14 protein-coding genes are annotated in these 14,869 nt (G+C 32.3%); 10 read left to right on the top strand and 4 right to left on the bottom strand.

Annotation, left to right across the window (positions count from 1 at the left end):
- Positions 1-162: 162 nt before the first annotated feature.
- The 5 genes from rpsF (at position 163) to PNO30_RS03785 (ending at position 3,936) form a co-directional block, all read left to right on the top strand.
- The gene (gene rpsF, locus PNO30_RS03805; RefSeq protein ID WP_003144346.1) at positions 163-450 is read left to right on the top strand and encodes a 30S ribosomal protein S6; all 288 of its coding nucleotides are present in this window, start codon (positions 163-165) and stop codon (positions 448-450) included.
- Between the two features lie 13 nt (positions 451-463).
- Positions 464-1,033 (top strand): single-stranded DNA-binding protein, encoded by a 570-nt coding sequence (locus tag PNO30_RS03800; RefSeq protein ID WP_271966176.1) that lies wholly within the window; start codon positions 464-466, stop codon positions 1,031-1,033.
- Between the two features lie 23 nt (positions 1,034-1,056).
- A complete protein-coding gene (gene rpsR / locus PNO30_RS03795) occupies positions 1,057-1,305 on the top strand; it encodes a 30S ribosomal protein S18 (RefSeq protein WP_003148047.1) in 249 nt (82 codons plus the stop codon).
- A gap of 105 nt (positions 1,306-1,410) precedes the next feature.
- On the top strand, positions 1,411-2,628 hold the full coding sequence (locus PNO30_RS03790) for an HD domain-containing protein (RefSeq protein WP_271987219.1): 1,218 nt from the start codon (positions 1,411-1,413) through the stop codon (positions 2,626-2,628).
- 231 nt (positions 2,629-2,859) lie between these two features.
- On the top strand, positions 2,860-3,936 hold the full coding sequence (locus PNO30_RS03785) for an iron-containing alcohol dehydrogenase family protein (protein ID WP_271966173.1): 1,077 nt from the start codon (positions 2,860-2,862) through the stop codon (positions 3,934-3,936).
- A gap of 53 nt (positions 3,937-3,989) precedes the next feature.
- Here PNO30_RS03785 and PNO30_RS03780 read toward each other — a convergent pair whose 3' ends face one another.
- Positions 3,990-4,565: a DJ-1 family glyoxalase III gene (locus tag PNO30_RS03780; protein WP_271987218.1), complete on the bottom strand. Its 576-nt coding sequence runs from the start codon at positions 4,563-4,565 to the stop codon at positions 3,990-3,992.
- A 295-nt stretch (positions 4,566-4,860) separates the two neighbouring features.
- On the bottom strand, positions 4,861-5,406 hold the full coding sequence (gene hpf / locus PNO30_RS03775; RefSeq protein ID WP_271987217.1) for a ribosome hibernation-promoting factor, HPF/YfiA family: 546 nt from the start codon (positions 5,404-5,406) through the stop codon (positions 4,861-4,863).
- Positions 5,407-5,697: 291 nt separating this feature from the next.
- Between hpf and PNO30_RS03770 the strand changes: the two genes are divergently transcribed.
- The 3 genes from PNO30_RS03770 (at position 5,698) to PNO30_RS03760 (ending at position 9,390) form a co-directional block, all read left to right on the top strand.
- Positions 5,698-7,236 carry a DEAD/DEAH box helicase gene (locus PNO30_RS03770; protein ID WP_271987216.1) on the top strand — a complete coding sequence of 513 codons (1,539 nt, stop codon included), beginning with the start codon at positions 5,698-5,700 and terminating at the stop codon, positions 7,234-7,236.
- A 3-nt stretch (positions 7,237-7,239) separates the two neighbouring features.
- The gene (locus PNO30_RS03765; RefSeq protein ID WP_271987215.1) at positions 7,240-7,836 is read left to right on the top strand and encodes a ComF family protein; all 597 of its coding nucleotides are present in this window, start codon (positions 7,240-7,242) and stop codon (positions 7,834-7,836) included.
- Positions 7,837-8,181: 345 nt separating this feature from the next.
- Positions 8,182-9,390, top strand: coding sequence for an MFS transporter (locus PNO30_RS03760; protein WP_271987214.1), 1,209 nt, complete (start codon positions 8,182-8,184; stop codon positions 9,388-9,390).
- Positions 9,391-9,443: 53 nt separating this feature from the next.
- On the opposite strand, the gene PNO30_RS03755 is transcribed toward PNO30_RS03760, so the two are convergent.
- Together PNO30_RS03755 and PNO30_RS03750 are read right to left on the bottom strand one after the other, a co-directional pair.
- Positions 9,444-10,361, bottom strand: coding sequence for a hypothetical protein (locus PNO30_RS03755; RefSeq protein ID WP_271987213.1), 918 nt, complete (start codon positions 10,359-10,361; stop codon positions 9,444-9,446).
- Positions 10,362-10,385: 24 nt separating this feature from the next.
- A complete protein-coding gene (locus PNO30_RS03750) occupies positions 10,386-11,150 on the bottom strand; it encodes a M15 family metallopeptidase (RefSeq protein ID WP_271987212.1) in 765 nt (254 codons plus the stop codon).
- A 922-nt stretch (positions 11,151-12,072) separates the two neighbouring features.
- On the opposite strand from PNO30_RS03750, the gene PNO30_RS03745 reads away from it, so the two are divergent.
- Positions 12,073-12,387: a YSIRK-type signal peptide-containing protein gene (locus PNO30_RS03745; RefSeq protein WP_271987211.1), complete on the top strand. Its 315-nt coding sequence runs from the start codon at positions 12,073-12,075 to the stop codon at positions 12,385-12,387.
- A gap of 170 nt (positions 12,388-12,557) precedes the next feature.
- A partial coding sequence (locus PNO30_RS03740; RefSeq protein ID WP_271987210.1) for a G5 domain-containing protein occupies positions 12,558-14,869 on the top strand: 2,312 nt, incomplete at its 3' end.

Below are 14,869 nucleotides of genomic sequence, written 5' to 3'. Positions count from 1 at the left end.
TATTTATTAACGATGATTAAATTAAAAAATATTTAAAAAATACACAGTTATTAGTTGATTTTTATTTTTAGAATTGATATAATAATCGCTAGAGTAATTTTATTACTCCTTACTCTTTAGTAATCTAGAGAGTCGCAAAGACCAAAAGGAGGTAACACACACATGAGAAAATATGAAGTAATGTTTGCTGTTCAACCACGTATCGATGAAGAAGCTAAAAAAGCTGTGGTTGATAGATTCGTAAATATTCTTTCAGAAGGTGCAGAAGCAGTAGAAGTTAAAGATTTAGGTAAAAAACGCCTAGCTTATGAAATCGAAGACTTCAGTGATGCTTACTACTATGTAGTAGAATTAACTTCAGCAACAGATGCGTCTACAAAAGAATTCGATCGTTTAGCAAAAATTAGCGATGACATCATCCGTCACATGGTAGTAAGATTAGAAAAATAAGGGGTGAAATACTATGGTAAATCGTGTAGTATTAGTAGGTAGATTAACTAAAGATCCAGAATTGAGATATTCTAGTTCGAATATTCCAATGCTTTATTTCTCAGTAGCTGTAAACAGAACATTCACTGACCAAAATGGTCAAAGACAAGCAGACTTTATTAACTGTGTAGCTTTTAGAAAGCAAGCAGAAAATATGGCACGTTTTTTAGGACGTGGTAGTCTGATTTCTGTTGAAGGTAGAATACAGACGAGAAATTATCAAGGTAAAGATGGAAACACAGTTTATGTTACTGAAGTAGTAGCGGAAACTGTTCAATTCCTTGAATCAAAAAATAGCTCACATAGCAGACAAAACAATGGTTTTGACTCTATGAGTTTTAATCAACCTCAATCACAACCAGCGTATAATAATAATCAAAATTATTATAACAACAATACTAATCAAAACTTTGGACAAGCTAATTCAGCTATGCAAGATTTTATTAATGATAGTTCATCATTCTCTGACTTTGGGGAAAACTTCCCAAGTAATCTAGATGATGACTTCATGCAGGATGTAGTAAATCCGTTTAAAGAAGACTAAAATTACATAGGAGGACATGCACAATGGCAGTAAATAACAATCGTCGTAACAACATGCGTCGTCGTAAAAAAGTATGTTATTTCACTAAAAATAACGTAGAATTTATCGACTACAAAGATGTAGAATTACTTAAAAAATTCATTTCTGAACGTGGAAAAATCTTACCACGTCGTGTAACAGGTACTTCAGCTAAGTACCAAAGAATGTTAACTACAGCAATTAAAAGAGCTAGACACATGGCACTTTTACCATACGTAGTAGACGAAAAATAAGAATAAGAGTGAAAAAGATGAGCTTAGGCTTGTCTTTTTTTTGTGCTTTGATATAATAAGAGAGAAATATAGTAAAAATTATCGGTTATGATAGGGGGAATAGGGATGGAATTAAAAAGATTAGATGAAACTAAAGTATTAAAGGATCCAGTACATAGTTATATTCATATTCATTATGAAGTGATTTGGAATTGTCTTGATAGTAAAGAATTCCAAAGATTGCGTCGTATTAGACAATTAGGGGGAGATTTTCAAGTATATCCAACAGCCGAACATTCAAGATTTTCTCACTCGTTAGGGGTATATGAAATTGTAAGAAGGATGGTAACTGAGGTTAAGACGCTATGCGCTGAGTTAACTGAATATGAAAAAGTGTGTGTGATGCTTGCTGGGTTATTACATGATGTTGGACACGGTCCGTTTTCTCATGCTTTTGAACATGTAACTAATCATAGTCATGAGGAATATACAGCAAAAATAATATTGGGGGACACTGAACTTAATTCTATTTTACGAGCAGTATCTAAAAAAATGCCTGAAGATATAGTTTCTATTATTCAACATACTCATGAAAATGATATATTGAATCAGATTGTTTCTGGGCAACTCGACGCTGATAGAATGGATTATCTACTACGTGATTCTTACTTTACAGCTACGAGTTATGGACAATTTGACTTAGAAAGAATATTGCGTACGATGCGTGTTAAAAAAACAAGTGAAGGTAGGAAGGTGATTGTAGTAAAACATACAGGTATCCATAGTGTAGAAGATTATATTATGGCGAGGTACCAAATGTACTGGCAAGTTTACTATCACCCTGTAGCTAGAAGTTATGAAGCAGTGTTTATTCAACTATTTAATAGATTGAAAGATATTTTTAAAGACAATAAAGATTATTTTGAAGATATGAAGGTGCTGATTCCATTTTTAGAAAAAGCTGAAGTTAGTGAAGAAGAGTACTTCAGATTAGATGAGAATTCGTTATTATACTGTTGTGCTCTTATCCAAGATAAAGATGATGTAATAGCTGCAGATTTAGCGAAAAGATTGCAAAATAGAAAACTTTTTGAGTATGTAGATTATAATGAAGAGAATTTAGCTCAAATACAAAATATGCTACGTGAGAATGGGTATGATGAACAATACTATTTAAGGATAGAGAATATAGAAGCGAGTGTCTATAGCCCGTATAAAGGTAGAAAAATTTTAATTGAGAAATTAGATGGACAGATAGTAGCTCTTGAAAAAGCTAGTACTATCGTTGAATCTATAACAAAAGGTCAGACTAAAAAAGAGGGGACTATATTTTTCCCGAGATAAAATAAAAAATTTAAGGTAATGTAGAAGTGTTTTAAAAGAGATAAAATAGGAACACTTCTATGTTACCTTGTTTTTATTTAGGGTAAATAGATAAGGATTTTTAATTTTTAATTTAATTGTCAGAAAATAAAATATTTTTAACTTACTATTGATTTTAGTTTTCGGAAATGTTATAATCATAATTACATTATAAAAAACAAAAATAAATTAACAACAAAGGAGAGATGTAAAATGTTTGAATTAGCAAATGTAGCGAGACCAGGGGTAAGTGAATATATTTCAGGAAGTGGGGCATTGTCTGCACTTGATAATAGATTAGAAGGATTTAAAACTCCTTTGATTGTTACTGGAGAAAAATCTTACGCGGCGTTTACGAAGTTTTATAAAGGAAATAGAGAATTTAGAGTAGCAAAATATGATGGATCAGCATCTTATGAAGATATGCAACGTATTGCAGATGAATTTGGAGAAGGTGTTGACGTAGTTCTTGGAGTAGGTGGAGGTCGTGTTATCGACACTGCCAAAGGTGTAGCACAAAACTTAAACGTTGAGTACATGACAGTACCAACTGTAATCGCAACTTGTGCACCTTATGCACCTGTAGCTGCGGTTTATCACCCAGACCACACATTTAGAGAAGTTGCATACTTTAAACGTACTGCATATGCTTGTGTGGCAGACTTAGATTTATTATTAGAATCACCAAAAGAATATTTCGTAGCAGGTATCGGTGATACTTTAGCGAAATGGTATGAAGCAGTAGTTTTAGTAGAAAGAAACAATAAATTTAACGATCCTTTTGTAAGAATGGGATTAGAAGCAGCTAAAATCACTCGTGATGTACTTTTACGTGATGCTAATGGTGCATTAGAAGCTATGGAAAAAGGTGAAGTAACAGAAAGTTTCAAAAATGCTGTAGACACAGTATTCGCAATCTCAGGATGTGTTGGATGCTTCGGTGTTCACTATGGACGTATGGCGGGAGCTCACGCAGTTCATAATGGTATGAGTTTAGTTAAAGAAACACACTCTGTGTTACACGGTACAAAAGTATCATATGGTATCTTAGTTCAATTACTTGCTGAAGGTAAGAGAGAAGAAGTTGAGAAACTTGTTCCATTCTATAAAGACAATAACTTAGCTTACAACTTAGCTTGTGTTAATGTAACTGAAGATGTAGAAGAAAAAATGAAGAAAATTGCAGAATTTGCAGCTAGTGAAAAAGAAACATTTAAACTTGCAGTTGATGTTTGTACACCAGAAGTTGTATTTAATGCGATGAAAGAATTAGAAGAATTAACAAAATAATAAAATGTTAAAAGACCTCGGATGATTTAATCTGAGGTCTTAATCTTTATGTTTTATAAGTTATTTTTTAATACTGGTACTAGCATAGCGTTGCTAATGTTTTGTGCGGTATCGTCCTGAAGTAGATATTTAGCGATTTCGTAACCGAATAAAATTGCGACAGCTGGTCCTTGGGCAGTAATTACATTTTTATCAACGATTACTGCTTTTTCGTTATTGTATGTTTTACAGTTAATTTCTTTATCGAATCCTGGGTAAGAAGTCACTTCTTTGTCTTCTAGTATACCGGCTCTACTTAAAACGATAGGTGCTGCACAGATAGCTGCAACAAGTTTTCCAGCGCTATACATGTCTTGGTAGAATGCGATTATTTTGTCGTTGTCACGAAGTAGTGTACTTCCGGGCATTCCACCAGGGATTACTATAGCATCATAGTCAAGGATGTTATCGATATCGTTAATTTTTTTATCTACTATTATTTTCACATCATGTGAGCTTGTTATGTGATCTTCGTTGTTGGCAGAAATTAGATCAACATGAATATTTGCACGGCGTAATATATCTAGAGGTGCGATAAATTCTAGCTCCTCACTTCCATTTTCAACGAATAAAGCAACTTTTTTAGTCATTAAAAATCCTCCTAATGTATTTTGTGTAATGTGTATAGAATAAAATATTTCTCATGTTATCTTATTGTGGCGAAGGACGCTTCCGACTAATTTTTTATGTGATTACATGTGAAAATTGAATTCAATTTTGTCACCACCACGATAGAGAACATGAAATTCATAATTATATATAAATTTAATAGTTCAAAGAAACTGAGAATTTTGATTTTTTCTCTTTATTTTAATTTTATTGCATTTGCAAAGAAAAATCAACCACCTACGGAAGATGGTTGATTAAGTTTAAACTCATTGTTAATTATTTGGAAATTTCTAGAACTCCGTATCCAGTGTCGCGGCGTTTGTATACTACTGAAATTTCATTTGTGTTGCTGTCTAAGAATGCGAAGAAATCGTGTCCTAGAAGTTCCATTTGGAATACAGCTTCTTCTCTAGTCATTGATTCTACTTTAAGTTGTTTAACTTTACCGAAATCTAATGCAGTTTCTTCAGTTTCTTCTAACTCGCTAGTAAGAAGATTTTCTTCAACAAATCCTTTTTCGCGTCCTTTTCTATTGATTTTAGTTTTGTGTTTTCTCATTTGACGTTCAAGTTTGTCTACAACTAAATCAACAGCTGCGTATAAGTCTTCGTTAGTTTCCTCTGCACGAAGTGTTACACCTTTAAGTGGCACAGTGATTTCAATTTTTTTCTTATTATTTTTGTATACTTTAGCATTAGCATAAACGTTTGCTTCTAAACTGTCAGCAAAGTATTTTTCTAATTTAGAAACTTTGTTTTCAACATACTCTCTAATTGCTTGAGTAATCTCTAAATTTTCTCCTCGTACTTGATATCTTAACATTTTAAAGCACTCCTTTCATAAAGTAGCCTAGCTACTTTATAGGGGGTTCCCCCTCTTTTTATAGTTATATTATACCACTTTTTGATAACGTTAGCAATATAGTTTGCATAAAAATGCCACTTTTATAAAATGGATATTTATTTTGCTTTATAAATATATTTTTGTTAAAATAAAATTAAATACAGCAAATATAGAAGTTAGAAAGAATTGTAGAAGCTTAAAATGTTAACTAAATGAGTAAAAATAATCTGAAAATTTAATAAATATTTACAGCTAAGGAGGGGAGAAAAAATGTTTTTTAGGGAGTACTGTGAATTTATAGAAGCACTTTACATAATTTATTATTCAAAAATGAATGATTATGAGAAAAGAATTAATTATAGAAGAATTAAAGAGAGTTATGATAGTTTTGGGAAAAGAAATGATGACTTTGAAGAAATTTATGATGAGATAACTATAGGAGCAGTCTATACTATGAAAGAAAGTGATTTAACTTTTTTAAGAAAGTACAATGGGCTGCTTTTGTCTATTTCTAGATTACTCAATTTGAAAATTAAATTACACTGTTTGGATAATTGTCCTTATATCCAGAAGATATATTCAGTAGAGTTGGCCGGGGATAAATATCATTGTTTACAATGCGACAACAGGAATCAAAATTTATTTTTTAGTTTTGAAAATAATAGTATGAAGACTACGTATTGTAGGAGGTGTATTACTTTTGGAAGAAGTGATGATAATTTTGTAAAAATTCATATTAATATTCCAGTATCGAAAATAGAAGAACCTAAACGACCAAGTGTAAAACTGAGTGATGTCCAGGAGATAGCGAGTGAAAGATTGGTAGAGAATACTAGAAAAGATCTAAGTACACTAGTCTGGGCTGTTTGTGGTGCAGGAAAGACAGAAATAGTTTATGAGGTAATTTATCAAGCGATTCTAGAAAATAAAACTATTTGCTTAGCTATTCCAAGGAGAGCTGTAGTTAAAGAATTATTTGAAAGATTTTCTCGCGATTTTAGTGGTTATCCTATAAACGTCTTACACGGTGAAGAGAAGGTTCTAGAAGAATCAAATTTTTATATAATGACTACTCATCAGCTTGTGAAGTACTACAATTACTTTGATATAGTGATAATTGATGAGGTGGATGCTTTTCCGTATTCAGGAGATGAATGTTTAGAAAATGGTGCGAAAACAAGTTTGAAAAATAATGGTGTATTTGTGTTTTTATCGGCTACGCCTTCAAATAAAATTAAAGCTAGTGTAGATGAAGTTATTAAAATACCTATAAGATACCATAGATATTTATTGCCTGTTCCGAAAATTAAAATTGAAAAGAGCGAGGTATTTGATTTTACGAAAAAATCCAAATTTATAGAGAAATTTATAAAAGACAGGTTAGCGAAAAACAGACGAATCTTAATATTTGTCCCTGAAATAGGAATGTGTGAGACGACTGTACTTTATTTAAATAAGAGCTTGGCAGATGATATTATTATAGATTTTGTATATAGTGAAGATGAAAATAGGAGTGAAAAGATCAGGGCGTATTATGATAGGGAAATAGATATTCTTGTAACTACTACTATATTAGAACGCGGTGTGACTTTTGATTATCTAGATGTGATAATTTTCGATGCAAAACATATAAATTTTACAAAATCAGCATTAATACAAATTTCTGGAAGAGTAGGAAGAAAAGATTACGATAATAGTGGGGATATAGTATTTTTATCGGATAAAATTAGCGGGGAGATGAAAGCGGCGATTAAAGAGATTGAATATATGAATAACTTGGCTAAATATAGAAAGTTAAATAGGAGGTAGATTATGAATTGTAGTTTTTGTGGATCAGAAATTAGGAGTAAGTTAGGTTTCGATACAATTTTTAAAACAAAGGAAAAATTTCAACTGTGTGCTGAGTGTAAGGGACATCTTGATATAAATGTGTTAGAAGTAGGAGAATACACGCTCTATTATTTCTCAGATTATGAGTTTGTAAAGGATGATATTTATTCAATAAAATATTTTGGAGATGTAGCATATGCGCTGAAGTTTAAAAATTTATTTAAACAATTTTTATCTTTAAATAAGTTTGATTTGATAACGATTGTACCTGCTAATGAGATTCGGGAGATTATACGAGGATTTGATCATATTGAACAGTTATGCAGAATATGCGATATTAATTTTGAGAAGATACTAGGGTGTGAATATAGAGAAAAGCAGGCGAAACTTCATAAAGAGAGAAGGGAGAATAAATATTATATTCTACCTACTGTTTCTAAAATGGAAAAGGTTGGGAGTTTATTGATCATAGATGATATATTTACAAGTGGGAATACCCTACTAGGTTGTGCTAAAACTATAAGAGAACTTTATCCAAAGATAAATATAAGTTTTTTGACATTATCAAAAGTAATATAATAAATAATCTGAGTATTTTTTACTTAACAACATAGATATTTGTGGTATAATGTTAAAGTTGATTTTAAATGTTGTCTTAGAAAGGTTGGGAGTGACTCAAAAATCGTGATTTCGTAGAAATCGATTTTGTCGAGTCACCCCCGCACAGTTTATTAGATATCTAAAAAGCTTTTATAAAGCGCGTTTAGATATCAATAAACCACTGCGTCTATGAGTTCTCATATAAATTTTGTTAATTTTTAGAACTTTTGGAGCAACTTCAAATTATACAGTTAGGAGATGGTTAAAACAAAAATTTTATTTTCATTTATAATGATCGCATTAATTTTAATTTTAGTAGTTTTCTTGTCGAAAAAATTTGAATTAAATAAAGATCAAATTATTATTTTTTGGATATTAGTTTTATTTTGGTCGGCAATAAGTATTATTAGAGCATATAGAAAATTATATGCTATAACGCCGGTTGAACAAGGTGGACTTTCGTTAACTCCGGTACTTGCTGCACAGATTGCTGCAGGTTATGGACTTATGAGTTTAATTGTAAGGTTGCCGATGTTTTTAGCGAGTGATATTTTTAAAAGAAGAAAAATATTCGTGCAGATCTCGTTATTTTTACTAATTGTAACATCGTTTTTAGTTGCGTTTAACGGAAGTTATGTGACGTTATACCTATCGTCATTATCTCTAGGTATAAGTGCAACAATGCTTGCCTTATTTAATGTTATTTTCTCAGAAACATTTTCAAGAGATAAGGCTGCGGTATCAGTTTCGATATTATCTGTAGCACCGTTATTAGCCGAATTTATCGCTGCACCGATACAATATGTCTTTACTATGAATACATATAAACACTTTGATTATATGTGGATAGTAGCAGGTGTTATTGCAGTAGTAACGTTTATATTATCGTTTATGATGAAAGATTATCGCCCAATTGATAGTGGTTTTTCATTTGATAAAGTAAAAGTAGTAATTAAACATAAGAGTTTTATTTATATCTGTTTATTAGCATTGTTACTTTCATTTATTAAATTCTCAACAAGTGGTGCTAATATGATAGCTTATGGTAAAACAGAGCTAAACATGACGCCGCTTATGCTTGCGTATATGGATGCAGTCTTTGCTGTTCCTCAGCTTATTGCAGGGGTTCTTGTGGGAGTGTATTTCACTAGAAAATGGGGTATTCAAAAAACCTTATTATTCTTATTAGGATGTTCATTAGCGTTCTACATAATAGCGTTGTATGTTAATAATCCATATGTTATTTATTTTAGTTATATTCTTAACGGATTAGGGTATGGAGGTGCATATAATGCGCTAATCTCACTTGCTATGCAATATTTTGATAGAGAATACCGTAATGTAAGTATGGGGATATACCAAGCGTTCTTCGCGCTAGGAATTTATTACGGAGATTATGTATATGTATGGATTGCTAAACATGTGAAAAATGGTTTATTTGGTTTCTCGCAAAGTAAAGCAATATTCTTAATAGTTATAGGAATAACTATAGTAAGCATGCTTATGGTTAAAATCAAAGTTAGAGATAATTAAAAAAAAGTTGATTCACGATTTTGTGAATCAACTTTTTTGTTATTTTGAATTTATTATCCGATTAGGTCGGCTCTTATCCAACCATTACTTCCTCCGTATGAAACATAAGCCCATGCTTCACCTTCAGAGTTTACTTCGATATAGTGTTGGTAAACAGAACGTCCTACTGGAATAGGAGTAATGATACTACTTGAGTCGTTAGAAGAACTTCTTAAGTTAACCCCAGCTGATGGTTTAACATAAACTGTACGCTCATCACTACGACGACTTCCAGAACTTGAAGAGCTAGAAGAAGCTGAAGGTTTAGAAGAGCTTTCTTTAACGATAATAGTTTCTTTTTCTTTAGCTTTTTCGTTTAAACCATTAACAGTGAATGTACGTTTAAATTCTCCTGTTGTTTTAAGTTTTAATTTGTTTACTGTATTTTTATTTAATGAAATAGTTACTTCTACTTTGTCACCATTTTTTAAATTACTTTGTTTATCAAATGAGATGTCTGGGTTTGATAATAAGTTTGAGATTTCCGCATTTGAGTTAGCAACTTCAGGAACTTTTTTAATGTCAACTTCAGGTTTTCCTTCACCTTCAGCACCATATGTTACGAAGTTTACTTCATATGTAGCTAAGTCGATAACATTTTCTTTTTTCAAGAATTTATTATAGCCGAAGTATAATCCTACTACTAGTACTACAAAAGTGATGATAGCTGTTAATACAACTGGAATAATACTTTTCTTTTTTTCTTTAGGTTCTTCCATATACATAGGAGGAACGTTGTAGTTTTGTTGTTGGTTGTTATAATCTTGAGGTTGTTGATACTGTGTGTTTTGGTATTGAGTGTTTTGATATTGTTGATCATAACCTTGATTATTGTATTGAGTGTTATTCAGATTCGGATCGTAATTATAGTTAGGATCAAAATTTTGATTATTGAAGTTTTGGTTGTTTGGGCCTTGACTATTTCTATTCATTTAATTCTCCTTTTTAATAATATTTTAGTTGGCGTAATCTCCACCAGGAGCGTTTAGATACTCTTCAAGTGAAATATTTTTTTCGTGGATTGTTTTAGCGATGTCTTCTCCAACGTAACGGATATGCCAACTTTCTTCCATATAACCGGTTTTATCTACGAATTCTGGTTTGTATCTAACGATATATCCATATTTATGTGCGTTATTTGCTAACCATTCAGCAGCCTTTTTACTGGCTTCGTTAGTTCCGTCTGACCCTAGTAGTTTACCTTGATTGTCGATAAGGTCGAATACTAAACCAGTTTGGTGTTCACTGTATCCAGGACGAGCTGAAAATCTGTCTGCTTCTTGTTTTCCATGAGCAGCTACATAATTATTGTACAGACCAGCCTGAGTATCGTAGGCTCTGAAACCTGATACTTGGTTAGAAACATTAAGACCTAATGCTTGAGCATCGGCAATAAGTTTGTTAACTTTTTGTCGTGCAGTAGGATCTTCTCCAGGATTATAATTAGCAGGTAATGGATGTTTTTTATTAGCTAAAATAATACCGTTGATAACAGTAGGTTTAGTAACTGTTTCTGGAGTTTTACCCATAGTTGATGATTCATTTTCACCATTTTTATTTTTATCGTTCTCTTTATTAGTAGAAGTCTTAGAATCTTGTTTTTGATTAGATGAATTAGGAGTTGTTGCTTTATCATCTTTAGTTAAATAATAAAAGCCACCAAAAGCAACAGTTAAAACTACTAAAGTAACTGTAACGATAGTAATAATATATTTTTTCATAAAAAAAATAACCCTTTCTTTAAGTTTAATAACCGCATTTAATTCATAATATTAATGCAAAAAAATATAAATACTAATTTAAATATATCTCTTATTAAATATGATAAGTTGAATAGCTGTTTTTGTCAATTATAAACATGATTTTTATTAAAAAATTACTATATTAGAGTTTAATAATCTTAAATTTCTAAATCTATATTAAAAAATATTTCTAATTTATTATTGTTTCAGGTGTAATAATGTTAAAAATACTAATATAAAATATTAATATAAAAGACATATTTATATTATTTTTATATTAAAAATAGAATTATTATATTTAGGTAATATATGTATTTTCTAAATATTGATGTAAAGAATTTAATGTGTTAATTTCCCAATGATTTATACTAGATTTAGCTAAAGTATTCATGATATTTTTTATAGTGGGCATAAAAATATTTAATAGAATAGTGAAATAAATAAAACACTGTAATAATTGTGACTGAAACAGTAGTAGAATTTAATTAGTTAAAAAATATAAAAAATAACATTAACTTCATGTCATATAATCTAACAAAATGTTGACGTAAGAAGGATTGAATTATAGCAGTCTTAGTAATTTTTTATGTCTAAGAAATATAAAAATAAAATATTGTTTAAGAATACTTAGTGCATTGATATAAAAGGTTTGGAGTCGTATTCATATTAAGTTGTTAAAATTATTGTAAAAAATACTATATTAATATTTTTTAGAGAATAAATTAAAACGCTTTTAAAAGAGCTTGACATATAGCAGATTAAGGTGTATATTTTAGTCAATGATTTATATATTATCATCATAAAAGCTGCCGATTTTTAGGTGAACATTTTGTGACGAATCATAACAGGTTTTAATAAATGGCCTAAAAATACATTTATTGCAGGGAAAAGGAGTTTAACAATGAAGAATAAATCAAAAACTAATTGGAAGATAGATGAAAATACTACCGAGAAGTTTAATCGTTACGGTATTCGTAAGTATAACGTAGGAGCTGCCAGTGTAGCTATTTTATCAGGGCTTTTCTTTTTAGGAGGAGCAGATGCGCAAGCGTCAGAAAATACATCATCTCAAGCATCAACACAAGCTGTTGCAACGGAGAGTGGAAGTAGTACCACGGCTAATACGTGGGAAAAGGCTATAACAACAGTTGTAGAAAAAGAGAAAAATAATAATGTAGTAGCTACTGGTACAGAAAAAAAGCAGTTGAAACTGTAGCACCTAAGGCTGTAGAGGTTCAATCTGCGCCTAAAGAAACAGTAGCTACAGCACCAAAAGCTGAAACTAGAGAAACTAGTACTGATAGAGCTGTTTCTAGTACAGAAGGATACAGTGGATTCAGAGCAGCTGGAAGACGTGGACCAAGTCGTCCAGCCCCAAGTCAACCAGTGAATCATCCAACTGCAACCCCTACGAATACAGTGAATGCATCAGCAGCGACTAATCATGATAAAATTGAACGTTTAAGAAAAGAAGATGCAATTGAGCCAACAGATGTAAGTAATGGTTCTCACAAATTTACAGGAGAAGGTGCAGCACGCCTAAATACACCTATTCATTATGATGTAACAACTACAAAAACTAATGGAGGATTAGATGTCTCAATTTTCTACAAAGCACCAGGGAATACTAGAGAATTTGTAAGAAATAACTTTATCCTTCACGCAGGTAATGGATTTGGTACTCCACAGTTACGAGGTGTAACAGGAACTACTGGAACACCAAGTATTGTTAAGGGTGAAAACTTCATGTCGCATTCTGGTTATACATTAGCTAGTTCTGTAGATACAAATAGAGATCAAACTGTAAAATTCTTTTTACCTATTAGTAGACCAGATGCAGATTTAACATTTAAGTTACAACCAACTACATTTAACGTTAACCAAGGTGGAGGTAGTGAAGCTACTATTAACGATCCATATAGTAACTCAAACTATTACTTTAAAGAACGTCCGTTATACCTAGATGCAAACCCAAATGGTAAAACAGCTAAAACAAAAACGTTCAAAGAAGTAATTGATTTCCAAACTATCTATCTACCAACAACTAAATTGGCAGAAGGCGAAACTAAAGTCGTTAAAGATGGGGAAAATGGTGAACGCCAAAAAACTTATAAGGTTCATAAATTTGGAGAAGAAACTGTTTTAGGATTACCTACTAGTAATGTTATTACAAAAGAAGCGAAACCACGTATTGTACAAATTGGTGTTGCGAAAGACTTAGTTGAAAAACCAGAAGTAGTAAAACCACGTGTTGATCAAAATAAAGTTGGTGATACTAATCACTTAACATTCTATTTAGACAAAGACGGAAATAATATCTATAATGAAGGTGTAGATGAACTTATACAAAATATAGATATTAAAGATGGTACCAAAGGTGACAAAGGAGAACGCGGACAACAAGGAGAACGTGGACTAACTGGAGCCAAAGGTGACAAAGGAGAACGTGGAGAACGCGGACTAACTGGAGCCAAAGGTGACAAAGGAGAACGTGGAGAACGCGGATTAGCTGGAGCCAAAGGTGACAAAGGAGAACGTGGAGAACGCGGATTAGCTGGAGCCAAAGGTGACAAAGGAGATCGTGGGGAAACAGGAGCAGCAGGACGTGATGGAGTTACTCCAACAGTTACTGTTAAAGATAATAAAGCTGATGGTACACACACGATCACTATTAATGATGGTAGAGGAAATGTGACTAATACTGTTGTAAGAGATGGATTTGATGGGAAATCTCCATTAGTTGCAACAAATAGAAATGAAGAAGCTAAAACAACAACAGTTATTTTCTATTATGATGAAAATGGTAATAATGAGTTAGATAATTCAGATAAAAAATTAAAAGAAGTTGTGATTGCAGATGGTGCAAAAGGTGAGAAAGGTGACAAGGGAGCTACTCCTAAAGTTACAACTGCTCGTGGAGCAGACGGTCGTAGTACTGACATTACATTTACAGTTCCTGGTGAAGAGCCTGTTGTAGCTAACATAAAAGATGGTAAAGATGGACGTACACCAACTATTGACTTAAATGCATTAGCAGAAGCAGCAGTAAGAATTAATAATCAAAGAAGTGGAAGAGTAAGAAGAGCATTAGCAGACGACCCATCTACAGCACCAGCATCACAACCAGTAGAGGGTACTCGTATTACAGCATACTATGATAATAACGGTAACGGTAAATACGATCCAGGTGTGGATGAATTAATTGGTACAAGTGATATCTTGAATGGTACAAATGGACGTAATGGTGCAGATGGAGCTTCTGGAGCAGACGGACGTAACGGTGCTGAATTACTAAGTGGAGCTACTGCACCAACTGCTAAAGATGGTAAAGACGGTGACACTTACATTGATGCTACTACAGGGGACGTTTACAAAAAAGAAGGCGAAAACTGGAAACAAATTGGTAATATTAGAGGACCACAAGGACTTAAAGGGGATAAAGGTAAAGATGGAATCCAAGGACCACAAGGACCACAAGGACCAAAAGGAGAACAAGGTCTTCAAGGTCGTGACGGACGTGAAGGTATCCAAGGACCAGCAGGACGCGACGGACGTGATGGAGCGCAAGGGCGTGACGGAAGAGACGGACGAGATGGAAAAGATGTATTAAACGGAAAAGTAAATCCAGAACCAAAACAAGGTAAAGATGGAGATAAATACGTAAATACAGAAACAGGAGACGTGTTCGTTAAAAACAA

The sequence above is a fragment of the Gemella haemolysans genome, assembly GCF_028308085.1.
In the GTDB taxonomy this organism is placed as follows: Bacteria; Bacillota; Bacilli; order Staphylococcales; family Gemellaceae; genus Gemella; species Gemella haemolysans_D.
The sequence above is the reverse complement of the archived record's forward strand: the minus strand, read 5'-3'. Positions and strand labels throughout refer to the sequence as shown.

Coding starts and splice junctions, on each gene's coding strand:
- PNO30_RS03785 (WP_271966173.1), top strand. CDS start 2,860: ATGTTTGAATTAGCAAATGTAGCGAGACCAGGGGTAAGTGAATATATT.
- PNO30_RS03765 (WP_271987215.1), top strand. CDS start 7,240: ATGAATTGTAGTTTTTGTGGATCAGAAATTAGGAGTAAGTTAGGTTTC.
- PNO30_RS03770 (WP_271987216.1), top strand. CDS start 5,698: ATGTTTTTTAGGGAGTACTGTGAATTTATAGAAGCACTTTACATAATT.
- rpsF (WP_003144346.1), top strand. CDS start 163: ATGAGAAAATATGAAGTAATGTTTGCTGTTCAACCACGTATCGATGAA.
- PNO30_RS03750 (WP_271987212.1), bottom strand. CDS start 11,150: ATGAAAAAATATATTATTACTATCGTTACAGTTACTTTAGTAGTTTTA.
- rpsR (WP_003148047.1), top strand. CDS start 1,057: ATGGCAGTAAATAACAATCGTCGTAACAACATGCGTCGTCGTAAAAAA.
- PNO30_RS03755 (WP_271987213.1), bottom strand. CDS start 10,361: ATGAATAGAAATAGTCAAGGCCCAAACAACCAAAACTTCAATAATCAA.
- PNO30_RS03800 (WP_271966176.1), top strand. CDS start 464: ATGGTAAATCGTGTAGTATTAGTAGGTAGATTAACTAAAGATCCAGAA.
- PNO30_RS03745 (WP_271987211.1), top strand. CDS start 12,073: ATGAAGAATAAATCAAAAACTAATTGGAAGATAGATGAAAATACTACC.
- PNO30_RS03790 (WP_271987219.1), top strand. CDS start 1,411: ATGGAATTAAAAAGATTAGATGAAACTAAAGTATTAAAGGATCCAGTA.
- hpf (WP_271987217.1), bottom strand. CDS start 5,406: ATGTTAAGATATCAAGTACGAGGAGAAAATTTAGAGATTACTCAAGCA.
- PNO30_RS03780 (WP_271987218.1), bottom strand. CDS start 4,565: ATGACTAAAAAAGTTGCTTTATTCGTTGAAAATGGAAGTGAGGAGCTA.